This window comes from Raineyella sp. W15-4, assembly GCF_033170155.1.
GTDB lineage: Bacteria > Actinomycetota > Actinomycetes > Propionibacteriales > Propionibacteriaceae > Raineyella.
Map to the genome: position 1 here is coordinate 2,681,441 of NZ_CP137079.1, position 18,925 is coordinate 2,700,365.

General features: G+C 71.4%; 21 protein-coding genes. 11 read left to right on the plus strand and 10 right to left on the minus strand.

Features of this window, described 5'->3' with window-relative positions; all coding sequences use genetic code 11:
- Positions 1 to 13: 13 nt before the first annotated feature.
- Entirely contained in the window at positions 14 to 898 is an 885-nt protein-coding gene (locus tag R0145_RS12530; protein WP_317837198.1) for an alpha/beta hydrolase, read from the plus strand.
- Here R0145_RS12530 and R0145_RS12535 read toward each other — a convergent pair.
- From R0145_RS12535 to mca, 4 genes are all read right to left on the minus strand, one after another.
- Complete coding sequence (locus R0145_RS12535; RefSeq protein ID WP_317840242.1) at positions 882 to 1,604, minus strand: amino acid ABC transporter ATP-binding protein; 723 nt, start codon at positions 1,602 to 1,604, stop codon at positions 882 to 884. The two genes, R0145_RS12530 and R0145_RS12535, sit on opposite strands and share 17 nt — an antisense overlap.
- A 71-nt stretch (positions 1,605 to 1,675) precedes the next feature.
- A complete protein-coding gene (locus tag R0145_RS12540; protein WP_317837200.1) occupies positions 1,676 to 3,145 on the minus strand; it encodes an amino acid ABC transporter substrate-binding protein/permease in 1,470 nt (489 codons plus the stop codon).
- Between the two features lie 92 nt (positions 3,146 to 3,237).
- A complete protein-coding gene (locus R0145_RS12545; RefSeq protein ID WP_317837201.1) occupies positions 3,238 to 3,531 on the minus strand; it encodes a hypothetical protein in 294 nt (97 codons plus the stop codon).
- Between the two features lie 10 nt (positions 3,532 to 3,541).
- Positions 3,542 to 4,501, minus strand: coding sequence for a mycothiol conjugate amidase Mca (gene mca, locus R0145_RS12550; RefSeq protein ID WP_317837202.1), 960 nt, complete (start codon positions 4,499 to 4,501; stop codon positions 3,542 to 3,544).
- Between the two features lie 76 nt (positions 4,502 to 4,577).
- Here mca and R0145_RS12555 point away from each other — a divergent pair, with 76 nt between their 5' ends.
- A complete protein-coding gene (locus tag R0145_RS12555) occupies positions 4,578 to 5,009 on the plus strand; it encodes a DUF4307 domain-containing protein (RefSeq protein ID WP_317837203.1) in 432 nt (143 codons plus the stop codon).
- A 39-nt stretch (positions 5,010 to 5,048) separates the two neighbouring features.
- Positions 5,049 to 5,552 carry a transcription elongation factor GreA gene (gene greA / locus R0145_RS12560; RefSeq protein WP_317837204.1) on the plus strand — a complete coding sequence of 168 codons (504 nt, stop codon included), beginning with the start codon at positions 5,049 to 5,051 and terminating at the stop codon, positions 5,550 to 5,552.
- Positions 5,553 to 5,675: 123 nt separating this feature from the next.
- Here the strand turns inward: greA and R0145_RS12565 are convergent, their stop codons facing one another.
- Both R0145_RS12565 and R0145_RS12570 read right to left on the minus strand, forming a co-directional pair.
- Positions 5,676 to 6,779, minus strand: a complete 1,104-nt coding sequence (locus R0145_RS12565; RefSeq protein WP_317837205.1) for a hypothetical protein — start codon at positions 6,777 to 6,779, stop codon at positions 5,676 to 5,678.
- Positions 6,780 to 6,874: 95 nt separating this feature from the next.
- Complete coding sequence (locus tag R0145_RS12570) at positions 6,875 to 8,260, minus strand: AI-2E family transporter (RefSeq protein WP_317837206.1); 1,386 nt, start codon at positions 8,258 to 8,260, stop codon at positions 6,875 to 6,877.
- A gap of 172 nt (positions 8,261 to 8,432) precedes the next feature.
- Between R0145_RS12570 and R0145_RS12575 the strand changes: the two genes are divergently transcribed.
- Together R0145_RS12575 and R0145_RS12580 are read left to right on the plus strand one after the other, a co-directional pair.
- Positions 8,433 to 9,665, plus strand: coding sequence for an MFS transporter (locus R0145_RS12575; RefSeq protein ID WP_317837207.1), 1,233 nt, complete (start codon positions 8,433 to 8,435; stop codon positions 9,663 to 9,665).
- Positions 9,662 to 10,348 (plus strand): uracil-DNA glycosylase, encoded by a 687-nt coding sequence (locus R0145_RS12580; RefSeq protein ID WP_317837208.1) that lies wholly within the window; start codon positions 9,662 to 9,664, stop codon positions 10,346 to 10,348. The genes R0145_RS12575 and R0145_RS12580 overlap by 4 nt, the downstream gene beginning before the upstream one ends.
- A gap of 28 nt (positions 10,349 to 10,376) precedes the next feature.
- On the opposite strand, the gene R0145_RS12585 is transcribed toward R0145_RS12580, so the two are convergent.
- Positions 10,377 to 10,850: an FABP family protein gene (locus R0145_RS12585; RefSeq protein ID WP_317837209.1), complete on the minus strand. Its 474-nt coding sequence runs from the start codon at positions 10,848 to 10,850 to the stop codon at positions 10,377 to 10,379.
- Between the two features lie 205 nt (positions 10,851 to 11,055).
- On the opposite strand from R0145_RS12585, the gene R0145_RS12590 reads away from it, so the two are divergent.
- The 6 genes from R0145_RS12590 to R0145_RS12615 all read left to right on the plus strand — a co-directional run bounded on the left by R0145_RS12590 (position 11,056) and on the right by R0145_RS12615 (position 16,669).
- Complete coding sequence (locus R0145_RS12590) at positions 11,056 to 12,009, plus strand: zinc-binding dehydrogenase (protein ID WP_317837210.1); 954 nt, start codon at positions 11,056 to 11,058, stop codon at positions 12,007 to 12,009.
- 118 nt (positions 12,010 to 12,127) lie between these two features.
- Positions 12,128 to 12,784 carry a peptide-methionine (S)-S-oxide reductase MsrA gene (gene msrA, locus R0145_RS12595; RefSeq protein WP_317837212.1) on the plus strand — a complete coding sequence of 219 codons (657 nt, stop codon included), beginning with the start codon at positions 12,128 to 12,130 and terminating at the stop codon, positions 12,782 to 12,784.
- Between the two features lie 165 nt (positions 12,785 to 12,949).
- Positions 12,950 to 13,876 carry an ABC transporter ATP-binding protein gene (locus R0145_RS12600; RefSeq protein ID WP_317837213.1) on the plus strand — a complete coding sequence of 309 codons (927 nt, stop codon included), beginning with the start codon at positions 12,950 to 12,952 and terminating at the stop codon, positions 13,874 to 13,876.
- Positions 13,873 to 14,610 carry an ABC transporter permease gene (locus R0145_RS12605; protein ID WP_317837214.1) on the plus strand — a complete coding sequence of 246 codons (738 nt, stop codon included), beginning with the start codon at positions 13,873 to 13,875 and terminating at the stop codon, positions 14,608 to 14,610. The genes R0145_RS12600 and R0145_RS12605 overlap by 4 nt, the downstream gene beginning before the upstream one ends.
- Before the next feature lie 56 nt (positions 14,611 to 14,666).
- Entirely contained in the window at positions 14,667 to 15,902 is a 1,236-nt protein-coding gene (locus tag R0145_RS12610; protein WP_317837215.1) for a sensor histidine kinase, read from the plus strand.
- 95 nt (positions 15,903 to 15,997) lie between these two features.
- Positions 15,998 to 16,669 carry a response regulator transcription factor gene (locus tag R0145_RS12615; protein WP_317837216.1) on the plus strand — a complete coding sequence of 224 codons (672 nt, stop codon included), beginning with the start codon at positions 15,998 to 16,000 and terminating at the stop codon, positions 16,667 to 16,669.
- 53 nt (positions 16,670 to 16,722) lie between these two features.
- Here R0145_RS12615 and R0145_RS12620 read toward each other — a convergent pair whose 3' ends face one another.
- From R0145_RS12620 to R0145_RS12630, 3 genes are all read right to left on the minus strand, one after another.
- Positions 16,723 to 17,568: a polysaccharide deacetylase family protein gene (locus R0145_RS12620; RefSeq protein WP_317840243.1), complete on the minus strand. Its 846-nt coding sequence runs from the start codon at positions 17,566 to 17,568 to the stop codon at positions 16,723 to 16,725.
- A 199-nt stretch (positions 17,569 to 17,767) separates the two neighbouring features.
- On the minus strand, positions 17,768 to 18,082 hold the full coding sequence (locus R0145_RS12625) for a hypothetical protein (RefSeq protein WP_317840244.1): 315 nt from the start codon (positions 18,080 to 18,082) through the stop codon (positions 17,768 to 17,770).
- A gap of 559 nt (positions 18,083 to 18,641) precedes the next feature.
- The gene (locus R0145_RS12630) at positions 18,642 to 18,917 is read right to left on the minus strand and encodes a hypothetical protein (protein ID WP_317837217.1); all 276 of its coding nucleotides are present in this window, start codon (positions 18,915 to 18,917) and stop codon (positions 18,642 to 18,644) included.
- Positions 18,918 to 18,925: the final 8 nt, after the last annotated feature.

Sequence of the window (18,925 nt, forward strand, 5' to 3'; positions counted from 1 at the left end):
TAGCGTCGGCGCCATGAACCAGCTGCCGCTGTGGGACGGGCCCGTGCACGACATCCCCGAGGGGATCGACACGCTGGTCGAGGCGATGAACGGGACCCGGCTGTGCGTCCAGGTGTTCGGCGCCCCCGACGCTCCGCTGCAGGTGCAGCTGGAGGGCCGGGGCGCCCAGCTGATCAGCCTGTCACGCGAGTTCTGCGTGGACCTCGCGGCGCGGGGCTTCCGGGTGGTCCGGGTCGACAACCGGGACGCCGGCCGGTCGCAGAAGTTCCCCGACCGGCCGTACGACCTGACCACGATGGCGGACGACGTGGCCGGGCTGATCGAGGTCTTCGGCGGGGAACCGGCGACGGTCTGCGGCCGCTCCCTCGGCGGCATGGTCGCCCAGCTGGTCGCGCTGCGTCACCCGCGGCTGACGGCCGGGCTCGGGCTGTTCTACACCGCGCCTCGCAGCGGCCGGGCGGTCGCCGCGGACAGCCCGGCCGCAGCCTCCGGCGGATCCGCCGCGGAAGCGGTCCCCGGGGAGACGGAGTGGGTGGAGGACTTCGTCAACTCCGTGCTGCCGCTGGGCGGCTCGCTCTACCCGTACGATCCGCAGGCGCTGATCCGGCTCGGCCACCGGCTCTACGTCCGCGACCACGATCCGGCCGGCGAGCGGCGGCAGGACCGGGCGATGGCCCGGACCCCCGACTGGTCGGCGGAGCTGGCCGGGATCACCGTCCCCACCGCGATCCTGCACGGCGACGAGGACGAGGTGATCCCGCTGTCCGAGGCCGAGGAACTGCACCTGCTGATCCCCCACAGCACCCTGCGGGTGCTGTGGGGGATGGGTCACGGTCAGCCGGCGCAGTTGGACACGGTGTTCGTCGACACCTGCGCCGCGCTCAGAGCACCTTGCTGAGGAAGTCCTTGGTCCGCGGGTCCTGCGGGTGGTCGAAGATCTCCGCGGGCGTGCCCTGCTCCTTGATCACCCCGTCGGCCATGAAGACCACCCGGTCGGCCACCTCGCGGGCGAAGCCCATCTCGTGGGTGACCAGCACCATCGTCATGCCCCGGTCGGCCAGGTCCCGGATGACGGCCAGCACCTCGCCGACCATCTCCGGGTCCAGCGCACTGGTGGCCTCGTCGAAGAGCATGATGTCGGGCTGCATCGCCAGTGCTCGGGCGATCGCCACCCGCTGCTTCTGACCGCCGGACAGCTGGTCGGGGCGGGCGTCGGCCTTCTCGGCGAGTCCGACCCGGGCCAGCAGCGCCGCAGCCTGGGCGCGGGCCTGCTCCCGAGCGGCCCGATGCAGTTCCACCGGGGCCAGCATGACGTTCTCCAGCACCGACATGTGCGGGAACAGGTTGAAGTGCTGGAAGACCATGCCGATGTCCTGGCGCACCGCGTCGAGGTTCGTGTCCTTCGACGTCAGGTCGTGCCCGTTGACCACGACGTGGCCGGAGCTGACGTCCTCCAGCTTGTTGAGGCAGCGCAGGAAGGTGGATTTCCCGGCGCCGGAGGGGCCGATGATCGCGACCACCTCCCCCTCCTTGATCGTCAGGTCGACGTCGTGGAGGACGTGGTTGTCGCCGAAGGACTTGGCGAGGTCGGTGACCACGATGATGTCCGGCCGCTCCGCCAGCGGCACGCGGCCGGTCCCCGAGGTGCCGGCACCGACGGGCTGCTGTGCAGTACTCACTTGTTGAACCTCTTGTCGACCTGGTTGGACGCGACCGTCAGCAGACCGATCACGATGAAGTAGATGACGCCGATGATCAGCCACATCTCGAAGGAGCGGAAGTTGCGGGCGATGATCTGCTGGCCCATGTAGGTGAGCTCGGCCAGGCCGATGACGGCCAGCAGCGAGGTGTCCTTCAGGGTGATGATGAACTGGTTGATGAACGACGGCGTCATGATCTTGATCGCCTGCGGCAGCACCACCTTCCGCATCGACTTCAGGTACGGCAGGCCCAGCGACCGGGCGGCTTCCATCTGGCCCCGGTCGACGCCCTGGATGCCGCCGCGGACGATCTCGGTCATGTACGCGCCGGCGTTGAGGCTCAGCGTCAGCACGCCGGCGGTGAGCGCGGTGAGCGTCACCCCGGTGACGGCCGGGATGCCGAAGTAGAAGAAGAACACCTGGACCAGCACCGGGGTGCCGCGGAAGATCCAGACGTAGACCGAGGCGATGCCGGTGAGCACCGCGTTGCCGGAGACCTTGAGGAAGCCGAAGACGATGCCGAGCACCATCGCGATGGCGATCGAGAGGGCCGCTGCAGCGACGGTGATCCCCAGGCCCTTCATCAGGGTCGGGAAGGTGTCGGCGAGCAGGGTGAAGAACCCGGAGCGCTGGGTGGTGCCCTGCTCGCCCAGGTACTTCGCAAGGATCTGGTCGTACTGGCCGTTCGCCCGGACGTTCGCCAGCCCCTGGTCGAACGCCTCGATGAGCTCGGGATCGGTGCCCTTGTTGACCGCGACACCGTACGAGCCGGCCGGCGCCTTGTCGCCGACCAGCTTCATCGGCGCACCCTGCTGGATCGAGTACGCGACCACCGGGTAGTCGTCGACGTACGCCGCGGAACTGCCGGCGGTCACGTCGTTGACCATGTCGGCGGTCTGCGAGAACGCCACCGTGGTGAACCCGTACTGCGCCTTGATCGACTCGGCGTAGTCCGCCCCCGCAGTGCCGGTCTTCACCGCGACCCGCTTGCCACGCAGGTCCGCCAGGGAGGCGACCGCGGAGGTCTTCGGCGCGGCGAACTGGACACCCGAGTCGTAGTAGGCGTCGGAGAAGTCGAAGACCTTCTTCCGGGCGTCGGTGATGGACATCCCGGCCATCACCGCATCCACCTGCCGGGACTGCAGCGCCTGCACCGCGGCGTCGAAGCCGAGGGATCGGATGTCGACGGTGAAGCCCTGGTCCTTGGCGATGGCGCGGAGCAGGTCCATGTCGATGCCGACCATCTCGCCACTCTCCGAACGGAACTCGAACGGGGCGAAGGTGGTGTCGGTGCCGATCACATAATGCTTGCCCTGGGCCGGCTTGTTGTTCGGGTTCGGCGCGGGCGTCGCCGCTCGCGCGAACGGGGCGGCGAGCAGGAACAGGAGCGCCGCCAGGGCGGCCACGACCGGGGCACGACGGTGCCGATCGAAGAGGTGTCGCATGGAAGTCCCATCTGGTTCGTACCACCGGGCGGGGATACGACGCACACGTTACTGCGCACCGACGTGACCCGGCGCACCCCGGTGACCGGCGGTCAGGACCCCTGCGGACGGTCCTCCGGCGTGCCGGGACGGTCCGTCCCGTCGGGACCGGAGCCCTGCTCCGGGGCATCGCCCTCGCCCGGCGTCGCCTGTTCCGCCGGGCCCGGCTCCGCTCCGTCCGGCTGCAGGTCCGCGGCGTACGGCACGTCGATCTTCCGCAGCGAGCGGAAGAGCAGCAGGCCGATCACCACGATGGCCAGGGCCAGCACGCCGAAGACGATCACCTCGGTCGGGCTGCTCGCCGCGCCGCCGTTCACCTCCAGCGGGAGGACCTTCAGCAGAACCATGGCCCCGACCCTAGCGGACCGTCGGATGCGGCATCGCGATCCCGGCGAACAGGTCGTCCTCCGGCACCGCGGCCTCGGTGTGGTTGATCACCAGCTCGTAGTCCTCGGTGGGCCAGGCTTCCTTCTCGATCTCCAGCGGGCAGGCGAACCATGCCCCATGGGGGTCGATCTGAGTGGCGTGGGCGAGCAGCGCCCGGTTGCGCACCTCGAAATAGTCGGCGCACGGGATACGGGTGGTGATCCGACGCTGGTAGGCCTCGTCCACCGGGTGGTGGTCCAGCCGTTGCTCGTACGCCCCGGGCAGACCGTGTGCCTTCATCGCCTCGTTGAGGGCGCGCCAGCGGCCGGCGGTGAGGGTCATCTGGTAGTAGACCTTCGGCACCTCCCAGGCCGGGCCGAGCTCCGGGTGCAGCGCCCCGTCGGCCGCCTGGCGCACCGCCTCCATCGCCACCCGGTGGGTCTGGACGTGGTCCGGATGCGGGTAGCCGCCGTTCTCGTCGTACGTGGTGACGACGTGCGGACGGATCCGGCGGATGATCCCGACCAGCGGGTGGGCCGCCTCGGCCGGGTCCAGGGTCGCGAACGACCCCTCCGGCAGCGGGGGCAGCGGATCTCCCTCGGGCAGCCCGGAATCGCGGTAGCCGAGCCAGATCTGGTCGATCCCGAGGATGTCGCGGGCCGCGTCCATCTCGCGGCGCCGCACCTCGGCCAGGTTCGCGACGACCTCCGGGCGGTCCATCGCCGGATTGAGGACGTCACCCAGCTCCCCGCCGGTGCAGGTCACCACGATGACGTCGACGCCCTCGGCCTCGTACCGGGCGGTCGTCGCCGCCCCCTTGCTGGACTCGTCATCGGGGTGGGCGTGGACATGGAGGAGCCGCAGCCGCTGACCGAGGGCATCCACCCGCTGCGCGGGGAACCACCCCCCGACGCTCGGATGGTCCTCGTGGGGTCCCTGCGGTGTGCTCATCGACCACTCCTTCCCAGCCCGTTCCGCACCGTCCCATGACAACGCTGTGAATCCTGCCACGGGGCACAATGGGCGGGTGGCACGTACGAGCATCCGGGCACTCAGCGACGACCCGGCGGACATCGACCGGATCGCCCGCCGTTACCCCGGCGGGGCCGGACGGGCCGTCCTGCTGCGGATCCTCATCGCCGCGCTGGTCGTGGTCGCACTGGGCTGGTACCTGCAGGTCGCCGTCCGCAACTCCCAGCGCCCGCCGGTGGAGGCCACGCTGACCGCGCACTGGGTGATCGACGACCAGCGGGCCGGCTTCACCCTCCAGGTCGCCCGGACCGATCCGAGCCGCGCCGCGGTGTGCACGGTGCGCGCCCAGGCCCAGAACTACGAACACATCGGCGACGCGGACATCACCATCCCGCCCTCGGACCAGGAAGTGGTCACCGTCGACGGGAGTCTGCGGACCGTCCGCCGTGCCGACGCCGTCTCCGTCGCGGGGTGCCGGCTGGTATAGCGGGGAGGGGTGCTCCCGGGGGTGGGCTAGACTGCGGGGATGGCAGAGAACGTTACCGACACGCTGTTCCTGACCCAGGCGGCCTACGACAAGCTCACCGCCGACCTGGAAACACTGAAGGGCAACCGCGAGGCGATCTCCCGGAAGATCGCCCAGGCCCGTGAGGAGGGCGACCTCTCCGAGAACGCCGGCTATCACGCCGCGCGTGAGGAGCAGGGGCAGCAGGAGGCGAAGATCACCGAGATCGAACACATCCTGCGCACCGCCCAGGTGGGCGAAGGTCCCGCGGACACGGAGGTGGTGGGCGTCGGCACCGTCGTGACGGTCGCCTGGGACGGCGACGATGACGACACCGAGTCCTTCTTCCTCGGCTCGCGGGAGAACGCCCAACTGGATCCCTCGCTGGCCGACACCGACGTCTACAGTCCGCAGTCCCCGATCGGCCAGGCCGTACTGGGAGCGAGGGTCGGGCAGGCGGTCGAGTTCGACACCCCGACGGGTGCCGTCGCGAGCGTCACCATCCTCAACATCGAAGCACACTGACACCCACGGGGCCCCACCACACGGTCGGGGCCCCACAGCATGTGAGGGGCGTACGGTCCGGTGCCTGTCATCACCCGGCCGTACGCCCTCGGTGCATCCCGGCCCGGCGGGGAGGGCCTGGGCTCAGGAGGCCTCCGGCGCGGGGTCGTCGCCGACCTTCACGCCGGCGTGGCCCATCACCACCCCCACGTCCAGCCGGGCGGAGCCGTTGCCCATCACGACCTGGTCGCCCGCCCCGGTGTGCCGTCCGGACCAGGTGACCCGGCCCAGCTGCGACTCGGCGACCACTGTCACGTTCGACTCGTCGCCGAGCCGCAGGGACAACTGCCCCGACTCCACCCGGATCCGGGACCGGCCCGACCGTACGGTGCCGCTCATCTGCACGATCGCCGCCTGGAGCAGGGCGTCCTCGACGACCTCGAACCCCTCGATGGTGGCGGAGCCGGCGGTGAGCCGCACCCGGCCGAGCCGCGGCACATTCGACAGGTGCAGATTGCCGGCGGTCACCTCGACGTCGAGGGCAAGCGCCGGGTTCACCCGGATCAGCAGCTCGTCCCCGGGCCGGCGCCACAGGTCGTCCAGCCGGCGCGGCGGCGGCAGCAGCTTCACCCCGCCCAGGTGCGGCCGGAAGTCGCCCTCCGCGGTGACCTCGATCAGGTCGGGGTGGCGGCGCAGGACATGGTCCCCGGTGACGTGACAGGTGGTCACCGACGGGTCGACGACGATCCGCACCCGCTTGCCGGTCACCCGGACCGACAGCCGCTGCACGCCGGTGGGCCGGCCGGCCGCACCGCTCTCGGTGGTGCCGCTGTCCGGATGGCCGGTCCGCGGGTGGGTACCGGCGGCCTCGGCCGCGGCGTCGGCGGCCTTGACCGCCGCCTGGCGGGCGCTGCGGAAGACGTCGCGCAGATAGTCTCCGGCGGCCTGCGCGGCACTGGCGGTCTGAGCCCAGGTCTCGGCGCTGGACGGGCCGCTCTCGGTGGTCTCCTCGGGCCCGGCATCGCCCGGGGTGCCGGAGGCGGTCGGCGGCGTGCCCGTCGCCGCGGTGTCCTGATCGGTGCCGTCACCAGTGGCGGTCGCCGGCTCCTCGGTGTCACCCGGCGCCGTCGTCTCCGGCCGCGGCGGTGCGCCGCCCTGGAGCTCCTCGATCAGCCGGCTGGCCTCCGCGGTGTCGATCCTGCCGGCGGCGAGGTCTGCCAGGATCCGGCTCAGGTCAGGCGTGTCCATGCGTCAACCATAGAAGCGCCGGCCGGTGCGCCCCACCCCGGCTGGGGCCGAATCAGGGCAGGCTCAGGGTCCGGCCGGCGGACGGTCCGGGAGACTCAGCCCTTGGCCTCCCGGCGCCGCCGGCGCCGTTCGAGGTCGGCGGTCGTCGGGCTGTCCGGGTCCAGCTGTCGCCGCAGCGTCTCCTCGGTGCCGCCGCCGAGGGCGTTGCTGGCCACCACGTCGTCGGGTCCGAGCCTCAAGTCGGCGGCCGGGGCGAGGTGCAGCCAGTCCCGGGCACCCAGCGAGTCGGAGAAGGCCTTGATGAACGCGAGCACCGGCACGGCGACGACCGCCCCGGCGATCCCGCCGAGGGTGACGCCGATGCTGATGCCCAGCAGGATGGCCAACGGATGCAGGGACACCGCCTTGCCCATCAGGAACGGCTGGAGCACATTGCCCTCCAGCTGCTGGACCAGGATCACCACGCCGAGCAGAATCAGGGCGGCGATCCAGCCCTTGGTGACCAGCGCGATGAGCACGCCGACCGCTCCGGCGACGACGGCACCGACGATCGGCACGAAGGCGGCGAGGAAGGTCAGCGCCCCGATCGCGCCGGCCATCGGCACCTGCAGGGCGAGGGCGCCGATCATGATGCCCATGCCGTCGACGGCGGCGACCAGGACGGTCGAGCGTACGTAGTCCATCAGCGCCCGCCAGCCGAGAGTGGCGCCACGGTCGATCGCCGGACGGGCCCGCTTGGGCACGATCCGCAGGCAGGAGGACCACAGGAAACGGCCGCTGTAGAGGAAGAAGAACAGGGCGAACAGGGCGGTGAACGTCCCCGCGAAGAAGCTCGCCACCGACGACCCGACGCCGGCGGCGACGCCGAGGATCTGCCCCGCCCACGACTCGAGCCGCTGCGGGATCTGCGCCGTCACCTGGCCGAGCGCGCCCTGCACCTGCTCCGGTGCCAGCTGCAGCGGACCGTTGCTCAGCCAGGCGATGAGCTGCATGATGCCGGCCTGGGAGGAACTCACCAAGGTGGGACCCTGCCCGACCACCTGGAGGATGATCCCGGACAGCACCGCCAGGACGAGCAGCAGCCCGACCACCAGCGTGAGAGCCGCCGCCACGGCCCGGGCCACCCCGTGGCGCACCAACCAGGCCTTGGTCGGGGTGAGCAGCGCGGCGAGCAGCAGAGCAACCGCCAGCGGGACGGTGAGACCGGAGAAATAGCGCAGCAGATAGCCCAGGGCGACGATCCCGACGCCGATCAGCAGCAGCCGCCAGGTCCACGACGCCGCGACCCGGACCGGTCCGGGGACGGAGGCGGCGGATCCCGTCGTCCCGTCACTGCCGGCCGCTGGGCCGCGGTGTTGCCGGTGCAGTGCGGCGCCGTCCGGGTGGACCGCCGGGTCCGGCGGAGCGGGCGCGGGGGCCGCAGCCCCCGAGGAGGTCTCCGCGGGCTGCTCCGCGGCTCCCTGGTCGGTCGTGTGGTCCACGCGGTGACTCCCTGGAACGTCGCTGGGTGAGGCACCCCCCAAACTACCCGCCGCCGGTCCGATCCCCCACCGGGTCCGATCCCACCGGTCTGATCCCACCCGATGTCCGGCCGGCCCCTGGCGGCCGCCCGGACATCGGTCGGAGGAGGCGGAGCGGATTAGACTGCCGGCAGTGACCCGCCCCGCACCCCTGCCGCACGCCGGCGCCGACCGTCTCCCGGCAGACGTGTACGTGCTGGCCGTCATCTCCTTCTTCGTGGCGGTCGGCTTCGGCGTGGTCATCCCGGTGCTGCCGGTGTTCGCCCGGGACTTCGGTGTGGGACAGCTCGAGACCGGATTCGTCGTCTCCGCCTTCGCGGTGATGCGGCTGGTCACCAGCCCGCTGACCGGCCGGTTGATCGACCGCGCCGGCGAACGGGCCGTGCTCACCGTCGGGATCCTCATCGTGGCGGCCTCCAGCGCCGCGATGGGAGCAGCCCAGTCGTACGAGCAGCTGTTGCTGTTCCGGGCCGCCGGCGGGATCGGGTCGTCGATGTTCACCGTCTCGGCGATGACCCTGCTGATCCGCTCGGTGTCGGACTCCCACCGCGGCCGGGCGACCGGGACGTTCCAGACCGGTTTCCTGATCGGCAACATGGCCGGTCCGGCGGTGGGCGGGCTGCTCGCGGCGGTGTCGATCCGCGTCCCGTTCTTCTTCTACGCCGCCACCCTGGTGGCGGCGGCGATCGTCGGGATGGCCGGGCTGCGCGGCACTCGCCCGGCCGCGACCACCGGGGGCCACTCCGCCGATCCGGCGCCGGCCGGCCGCCCGTTCCGGCGGGTCCTCGCCGACCCCGGCTACCAGGCCGCCCTGGCGTGCAACTTCGCCACCGGATGGACGTCGCTCGGCATCCGCAGCTCGCTCACGCCGGTGCTGGTGGTGGAGGTGCTGCACCGCGATCCGATCTGGACCGGGCTGGCGATGGCGATCGCCTCGGTCGTGCAGACCATCGCCCTGCGGCCCGCCGGGTGGTTCGTCGACCGGGTGGGACGTCGACCCGCGATGATCGCCGGCAGTGTCATCGGTGCGGTGGCGATGCTGGCGGTGGCCTTCGTGCCGGACATCTGGACGCTGATCGGGGTGCTGTGTGTCTACGCCCTCGCGGTGTCCCTGATGGGCACCGCCCCCGCCGCGACGGTGGGGGACATCGCCGGCCCCCGGTCGGGCATGCCGGTGGCGGTCTTCTCGATGGCCTCCGACACCGGCCAGATCCTCGGGCCGATCCTCGCCGGTGTCATCGCCGACCGGGCCGGGATCCCGTTCGCGTACCTGACGGCTACCCTGCTGATGGGCCTGGCGGCGCTCGCCTCCGCGCGGATGCCGCGCCGGACGCCGGCCAGTTCCCCGAAGGAGACCGTACGATGACCCGCCTTCCCCTCCACGACCTGGTGGCGCCCGACTGGGCCGAGGTGCTGGCCCCGGTGGAGCCGGTGGTGGCCCGGATGGGCGACTTCCTCCGTGCCGAACTCGCCGAGGGGCGCGGCTACCTGCCGGCCGGTGACCGGGTGCTGCGCGCCTTCACCCGCCCGCTGGCCGAGGTCCGGGTGCTGATCGTCGGCCAGGACCCGTACCCCACCCCGGGGCACCCGGTGGGGCTGAGCTTCTCGGTCGCCCCGGACGTGTCGCCGCTGCCGGCGAGCCTGCGCAACATCTACGCCGAGCTGCAGTCCGACCTCGGCATCCCGCCGGCCCCGAACGGCGATCTGACCGGCTGGTTCGAGCAGGGCGTGCTGCTGCTCAACAGATGCCTCACCGTCCAGCCCGGCAAGCCCGCCTCGCACCGCGGGAAGGGCTGGGAGGAGGTCACCGAGACCGCGATCCGGGCGCTGGCGCGGCGCGGTGGGCCGCTGGTGGCCATCCTGTGGGGGCGCGACGCCCGCAACCTGGCCCCGATGCTGGCGCCGGTCCCGGTGATCGAGAGCGCGCATCCGTCGCCGCTCAGCGCCCGGAACGGGTTCTTCGGGTCCCGGCCGTTCAGCCGGGCGAACGCCCTGCTGGTGGAGCAGGGCGGGCAGCCGATCGACTGGGACCTGCGACACTGCGGCTGAGCGACGCCGGGCCCGCGCCCCGGCCTGCTCAGGCGGTGCGGACCAGGTGGGACTCCAGATGCCGGGCCATCGGCTGCCCCACCGCCGCCATGTCGAGCACCGTCTCCAGGGTGTCGCCGCTGATCCGGTACGTACGCCTGGTCGCCGAGACCTCCTTGGCGGTCGAGGTCGACCAGACCCGGGCCTCCAGCTCGAGCGCCAGCCCGTCCTCGGTGGTCCGCAGGACCCCCTCGGCCAGCTCCACCTGACCGGTCGGCAGGGCGAGGACGAACTCGAGGTGACCGTCGCCGGTGTGCCGCAGGTAGCCGGTCTCCTGGTGCAGCGGGCTGCCGTCGGCACCGCGGGTGCGCTGGGTGTAGCCGAGGAAGGGCTTGCCGACGAAGGCGAAGGTGATCTCCTCGTGATAGGTGAACGGGCTGATGGTCGGGTATCCGCCGGTGCCTTCGCCGGCCCAGGTGCCGACGAGCCGGGCGAGCGGGACGAGGTGGGGAGTGAGCTCCATGGCTGGATCGTAGCGACTCCGGTCGATGCCCCAGGGGGCATCCAGTGAGGTACGGATCACACCGGCGAAGCCCGGCCGGATCCGCCGAACACCGGCCTCTCGACATTCCCCCACCGGTATCCTGAAAGGACCCGCGGGTCGCACCACCCGCCTACCCACGTGGTCCGGAGCCAGCGGGTGGGTCACGGTGTCGAAGGAGACTCCGATGAAGGCATGGCAGTTCACCGGGACGAACCATCCGCTCCAGCTCAACGAGGTTCCCGAACCGCAGGCGGGCCCCGGGACGGTGGTGGTGGAGGTGAAAGCGGCCGGCGTCTGCCACTCGGATGTGACCGCCCTGGACGATCCGGGCTGGATGCCGTTGTTCCCGATCCTGCCACGGACCATGGGCCACGAGAACGCCGGCGTCATCACCGAGGTCGGCGCGGGCATGGCGGCCTGGCAGGTGGGTGACCGGGTGGGATTGGCCCCGGTGATGCCCGACGGGGACGCCCTCGGCTACGGCAAGTGGGACGGTGGATTCGGACCGAAGCTGCTGGCGACCCGGGCCAATCTGGTCCGGCTTCCCGACGAGGTGCCGTTCGACCTCGGGGCGATGGCCACCGATGCCGGTCTGACCGCCTACCACGCGATGATGACGACCGGCGGCTGCCGAGCAGGCATGAAGGTCGGCGTCATCGGGCTGGGTGGTCTGGGATACGTCGGGGCCCGCGTCGCGGTGCTCACCGGCGCCGAGGTCTACGCGGCCGAGGTCTCCCCGAAGACCCGGGAACTCGCCGGTGAGATCGGCCTCACCGACGTCGCCGACTCGATCACCGCCTTCAGGGACAAGGGCCTGGACCTCGTCGTCGACTACGCCGGTTTCGGCACCACCACCGCGGAGGGCCTGGAGGCGCTGACCGAGTTCGGCACCCTGGTCCAGGTGGGGATGGGCAGGCTGGAGGCGACGATCAGCACCTACCCGTTGATCATCAACCAACTGTCCCTCAAGGGCTCCAAGTCGGGGACCGTCGAGGACCTGGCCGGTGTCTACGAGTTGATGCGGACCGGGTCCCTCAACCCGCCGATGAACCGGATCACCCAGGCCGACATCCCGGCGGCCATCGACAAGCTCCGGGCCGGTGGGGTGATCGGCCGGTTCATCGCGCTGTACGACTGATCCGCTCCACACGACTGATCGCTCCACGCCGATCCGGTGGTCCGGCCCACGTGAGCCGGTGTCCGGGCCGTGCCGGCCGCCCCTGGTCCCGGCGCGGCCGGGCACGTACCCTCGGGGCATGTTCCTCTTCCAGCGGCCGGCGCCGACCATGGTCACCCGCGAGCAGGCGCTCCCGGGGCGTACGCAGCGGATCCTGCCCTCCCCCGCCCCGGACAACCTGGTGTTCGGCGTGCCGGACGACGCCACGCCGCCGGGCTCGGAGATCGGCTACTTCGCGCTGGGCTGTTTCTGGGGTGAGGAGAAGATGTTCTGGGGCACCGACGGCGTCACCAACACGGCGGTCGGCTACCAGGGCGGCTTCACCCCGAACCCGACGTACGACGAGGTCTGCACCGGCCGGACCGGCCATGCCGAGACCGTCCGGGTCGCGTACGACCCGGACCGGGTGACGTACGAGGCGCTGGTGCGGCAGTTCTTCGAGGCCCACGACCCGACCCAGGGCTACCGGCAGGGCAACGACGTCGGCACCCAGTACCGTTCCGCGCTCTTCCCCGTCTCCGACGCCCAGGAGGAGGTGGCCCACCGGCTGCTGGACGCGTACGCCGAGGCGTACGCGACGGCGGGGTACGGCGCGATCACCACCGAGATCACCCGCCTCGACGCCGCGACCGGCGAGCCGGCCTTCTGGTATGCCGAGGACTACCACCAGCAGTACCTGATCAAGAACCCACACGGTTACTGCCCGGTCCACTCGACCGGGGTGACCTGCGGCTGAGCCTCCCGGGTGGCTCCGGAAGGCGGATGAGGGCGTCCTGATCGGCGATGATCCGACCGTAGCTGTGGATCGCGTCCCGTCCGGCGGCCCCTCCACCGATCGGTTGACCGCGGGTGTGGCCGGGCGGGCGATGTCCCGGGGCGGGCCGCGGGCCAGGCTGGAGCCATGGCATTGATCAGCGTCTCCGGACTCCGCAAGTCGTACGGGCCCCGGGAGATCCTGCACGGGATCGACCTGCGGGTCGAGGAGGGCCAGATCGTCGGGATCGTCGGGCCGAACGGCGCCGGCAAGACCACCACCGTCGAATGCATCGGCGGCCTGCGCCGGCGGGACGGCGGGACGGTCGACGTGGCCGGGATCGATCCCGCCGACGGCGATCCGGCGCTGCGCCGGATCCTCGGCATGCAGCTCCAGCAGTGCAGGCTGCCGGCGAAGATCACCGCCGCGGAGGCCCTCGACCTCTTCGGCGCGTTCTACCCGCAGCCGCGACCGACCGGCGAGCTGCTGGAACGGTTCGGTCTCACCGCCCAGCGCGACCGACGCTTCGAACAGCTGTCCGGCGGCCAGCAACAGCGGCTGTCGGTGGCCCTGGCCCTGATCGGCCGACCCCGGATCGCGATCCTCGACGAACTCACCACCGGGCTGGACCCCGCGGCCCGCCGCGACATCTGGACCTATCTCGACCGGCTCACCGCCGAGGGCACCACGATCCTGCTGGTCACCCACTCGATGGAGGAGGCCCAGCACCTGTGCGACCGGGTGACCATCATCGACGACGGCCGGGTGGTGGCCGAGGGCACCCCCGACGCGCTGGCCCAGCAGGGCGGCGACCAGCTCACCAGCTTCGTCCCCGACCCGACGGTGCCGCTCGACCTGCTGCGCGACCTGCCCGGGGTCCGGACCGTCACCGAGGAGCAGGGCCGGGTGCAGGTGCACGGCGACGCGGCCAGTCCGCAGACCGTCCTCACCACGCTGATCGCGCACGGCATCACCGCCGGGCAGCTCCGGGTCACCGGTCCCAGCCTGGACGACGCCTACCTGCGGGCCACCGACCCGACACCAGGATCACCGACCCGAGAGACACGGAGATGAGAGCCAGCACCGCCCTGTTCACCAACGAGTTGCGCCTGCTGGGACGTACGCCGGCCGTCGTGATCTGGACCGTGATCATCCCGCTCACCGCGCTGGTGGTGATGTGCGCGATCCCGGCCGCCCGGCAGCCGCAGGCGCCGTTCGGCGGCGTCAGCGTCGTCGAGGCCTACCAGCCGGTCCTGGTGGTCTTCGCGATGACCTTGCTGGCCCTCCAGGTGATGCCGATGACCCTGGGCCAGTACCGGGAGCTCGGCTTCCTGCGGCGGCTCCGCACCACCCCTGCCTCCCCTCGACAGCTGCTGACCGCGGTGCTGCTCCTCGCCTTCGCCGTCACCATCGCGGTCGGCGTGCTGATGGGGGTCTACCCGCTGTTCTTCGGCCTGGGCAGCGCCACCCGGCTGGCGTGGCTGGTGGCCGCGCTGGTGCCGTGCAGCGCGGCGTTCCTCGCCGTCGGGGCGATGCTTGCGGCGGTCATCCCGAACTCCCGGGTCGCCAGCGGGGTCGGTGCCGCGCTCGCCGCAGTGATGTGGTTCTCCGCCGGGATGTGGTTCCCCCGGGCGCAGTTCCCCGACTGGCTGGCCCGGATCGCCGACTGGACGCCCGGCGGAGCCGCGGCGACCGCGCTGAGCCAGGCGCTGCTGGGCGGACCGTTCAGCTGGCAGCCGCTGGTCTGTCTGCTGGTGTGGACGGCCGGATGCTTCGTCGTCGCACTGTGCACGTTCCGCTGGGAGTGACTCCGGCCGGTGGGTGGTACGGCAGGGCCGACGGGTGGTGAGGCAGGATGGTCGTCATGACCGACCAGCCGCGGGCAGTGGCCCCGGCGCTCCGTGACGGGACGACTTCCGGAGACGGGCTGACCTCGGGGGACGGGACGACCTCCGCGGTCGAGCAGGTGCTGCGGATCCTGCCGCTGGGGTTGCTCGCGCTCGGCCTGGCGTTCAGTGTGGCGTTGCGCGGCCTGATCGTGCGCGACACCGAGATGCCGCTCATCCTCGCGCTCACCGGGGTGTTGGTCGCCTACCGGCTGCCGCTGGCCCTCGGTAGGGTCGACCTCCGGATCCGGCGGATCGGCTTCTGGCTCGGCGTTCCGGTCACCCTGGCGCTGATTGTCCTGTCACCGCTGTACGGGCTGTACGCCTTCCTCGCCTATATCGAGGGCCCGGTGCTGTTCCGCGGCTGGCAGGCGTGGGCCTCGCTGGTGGTGGGCGCCGCGCTGTCCGCACTGTCCCAGATGGGCGGGCCGCGCTCCGGCTTCGCCTCGCTCGGCATCTACCTGCTGTTCCTGGCCGCCAACCTGCTGATCGCCGGTCTGATGGGGGTGCTGGAGATGCGCCGGGTCCGCAACATCGGGATCCTGCAGCGCACCGTACGCGACCTGCGCGCGGCCGAGGAGCGCAATGCGCTGCTGCAGGAGCAGCTGCTCACCCAGGCCCGCGAGGCCGGTGTCCAGGACGAGCGGGCCCGGCTGTCGCGGGAGATCCACGACACGGTCGCGCAGAGCCTGGTCGGGATCATCACCCAGCTCGAGGCCGCCGAGGACACCGCCGACGCGGCCGAGCACCGGGCCCGGATCCGGCGCGCCGCCGACACCGCCCACGACGCCCTCGGGGAGGCCCGGCGGGCGGTGCGCGCTCTGGCGTCCCCCCGCCTGGACTCCGACACCCTGCCGGTCGCGCTGGGGGATCTGGTGGCCCAGGTCCGCGGGTCGACCGGGCTGGACGCCCGGTTCGTCCTCGACGGGAGCCCGGTGCCGGGACGCTGGGACGCCGGGCTGCTCCGGGTCTGCCAGGAGGCCCTGACCAACGTCGCCCGGCACGCCGCCGCGACCCGGGTCACGGTCACCCTCACCTACCAGCCTGACGAGGTGCGGCTGGACATCCGCGACGACGGCAGGGGTTTCGATCCGGCCGCCCCCACGGTGGGCAACGGACTGCGCGGGATGCGGCAGCGGATCGGCGAGCTGGGTGGCAGCCTCGACCTGGAGATCGCCGGCGGCTGCACCGTCAGCGCGGCCGTCCCGCGATGAGCGGCCGCCCCCGGCGACCGGCGGGGAACACGACCGGCGCGGAAGATCAGACCGGCGGGGAAGATCAGGACGTACGACACGACGGGGAGGACCCGATGGCAGCGGATGCGAGGATCGGAGACGGGCCGACCGAGGACGGGCCGACCGAGGGACGTACGCCGATCCGGATCGTGGTGGTCGACGACCACCCGGTGGTCCGCGACGGCCTGATCGGGGTATTCGGCCGGGACCCGGGGCTGCGGGTGGTCGGCGAAGCGGCCGGCGGCCCGGAGGGGGTCGCGGTCGTGGAGCGGACCCGGCCCGACGTGGTGCTGATGGATCTGCGGATGCCCGGCGGCGACGGTGTGGAGGCGATCCGTACTCTCCTCGCCCGGGGCACCACCGCCCGGATCCTGGTGCTGACCACGTACGACACCGACCACGACATCCTCGCCGCGATCGGCGCCGGGGCGCACGGCTACCTGCTCAAGGACGCCCCGCGCGACGAGCTGCTGCGCGCCGTGCACGACGTCGCCGCGGGCCGGCCGGTGCTCACCGCCGCCGCCCTGGAGGCGCTCACCGGACGCCGGCACACGGCGCAGCTGACCCCGCGCGAGCTGGAGGTGCTGCGGGTCATCGCGGCCGGCGGCACGAACCGCAGCGCCGCCGAGGCGCTGATGGTGTCGGAGGCGACGGTGAAGACCCACCTGGTGCACGCGTACGAGAAGCTGGGCGTCTCCGATCGGGCCGCCGCGGTCCGGGTCGGATACGAACGCGGCCTGCTCTGATATGTCGGTCGCCCGCCGGGCCGATGCCGTCCCGGCACGCCGAGCCCCGCAGGTCAGGAGATCACGCCGAACCGGTAGCCCTTGTCCCGCAGCCCGTCGATCACGGTCCGCAGCGCCTCGGTCGACAGGGTCATCCCCTCGGCGTCGTGCATCAGCACCACGGCGACCCGAGGATCGCCGGCGGCGGTCAGCCCCGCCGGCACCATCCGCGCGGCCTGGTCGGCGGTGTGCGGGGCGCGCTTCGGGGGCTCGGCGTCACCGGTCATCGTGTTCCAGTCGATCCAGTGCACGCCCTCGCTCGCCAGCGCGGCGTCGGCCGGCTCCATCCCGTGCCACGACATGTGGCCACCCGGATAGCGGTAGCAGCCTGCGGAGTAGCCGTCGCCGAAGACCCTGCGCAGGTCGGCGATCGCCCGGTCGTGGTCGGCGACGATGTGCTCGGCGTCTGCCCGCCGCCCCGGATAGAGCTCGTGGTAGTCGTGGGACCGGCTGTGCACGCAGATGGCGTGGCCCTCGGCCAGGGCCCGCCGCGGGATCGCCGGGTCGACCTTGCCCAGCACCCTGTCGCCGGTGATGTAGAAGAAGGTGGCCGGGACCCCCTCGGACCTGAGGATGTCGAGGTCCTTGGGGGTCGTGGTGGTGCTCGGCCCGTCGTCGAAGGTGAGGAAGGCGATCTTCGCCTCCGGGTAGGTCGCCGCCTTCGCCCCGTCGACCAGCCAGGAGTGCACGTCGGCCGCCGGGTAGGCGTACGTGTCCGCGGCGTAGGAATGGTTGGTCCCCGGGCGCAGGTCGGTCGGCGCCGGCGTGACGACGGCGGTCGGGACCGGTGCCGTCGCCTCCCGGGTCTGCTGGCCCTGGGCCGGTGCGCAGGCCGCGACCACTGCCCCGGCCACAGCCATCGCGGCCACCGTCGCACCTCGTCGCCGCCCGAACTCCCGCCCCAAGGCCTGTCCCCTCTGCAGCTCTCGCGCCGGGACGACCTCCCGACAACCCGTGGCAGGGTACGCCCTGCAGGTGTCGGATCAGGAAAACGCGGGTGGCCACACGGCACAGCCAGGCTGAACGGCGGCCGGCCGCCCCTCAGCGCCGGCCGGACCCTCAGCGCCGGCCGGCGGCCAGGTGGGAGGCCAGCGCGACCGCACCGGTGACCACGGCGACGCTCGGCCAGGCGCCGATCTTCTTGGCCAGCGGGTGCGAGGCGCCGAACGCCGCGACGTAGAGGGCACCCAGGGCGGCAGCGGTCGACGGGCCGCCCTTGGCCAGCCAGGTCCGGCCGGCCCACACCCCACCGGCGACCAGAGGGATGGTGCCGACAGAACGGATCCCGCTCTCCCGCGCGGCGATGTAGCCACCGAGGATGCCGCTCGCGGCGACCAGCGCGGAGTTGACGTCCTCGGCCCTGCGGAACTTCATGCGTGTGCCCATGGGCCCACTCTAGGGTCGGATCTGAGAGGGAGCTGTGTCCGCCCGGAGTCGACGGCGACTACGGCTGCCCGCCGCCACAGAGCGCTGAGGTGTACGAAGCCATGGCAAGAACCTCGCCCTGCATCCGTCCGCGTCCTGCTCGGGGAACCGCTCGACGGACTGCCTGGCTTCGAGGCCGTAATGGACAGTCGGACGTCCTTCGCCGTATCTACCGGACTGCCAGATTGATGGCCCCGCCCCCAAACCCAACCGGCTGGGCTTTACCAACACACTCGAACTGCTGTCAGCGCAGTGAACCGACTCCGACGACGTCGGCGAGACCCAGAGCAGGTCGATGCGGAAGTTCAGGAAGATGGTCCACACCTTCCACGACGCGGAACTCAAGACCTATCGCGATGTGATCTACAACCAGCGGTAACTGGCAGGCGATCCATACGACCAGCACCTCCACCCTCGAGCAGACTTCTCCTCCGGGGTGACAACCCCATAGCATATCTCACCGACCCGCCACTAAAGGCCAGAACGGTTATGACTTGGAATCGATCGATCAGTCGCTTGTCCCCTTCTCGGTCACCGACTGGAAGCGTCGTAGAAGCTGAAGGAACTGCCCTCCAGGAACTCCAGCCCTGCTGGCAATTATCTCGATCTCCTCGCCGGAGAGCGCTGGGGCGCGAAGTAACTCATCCTCAGTCATGACAGCGGTCACAGCTCTCGCAGTAGCAAGACGATTTGCATCTCCTTCAGTTAGGGATCCAACAACACTCTCACCCAACAGCGGAAGGAATGTCGCGAAGTCTTTGAAGGAAAAGACCTGTTCACTCATTTCGGCCC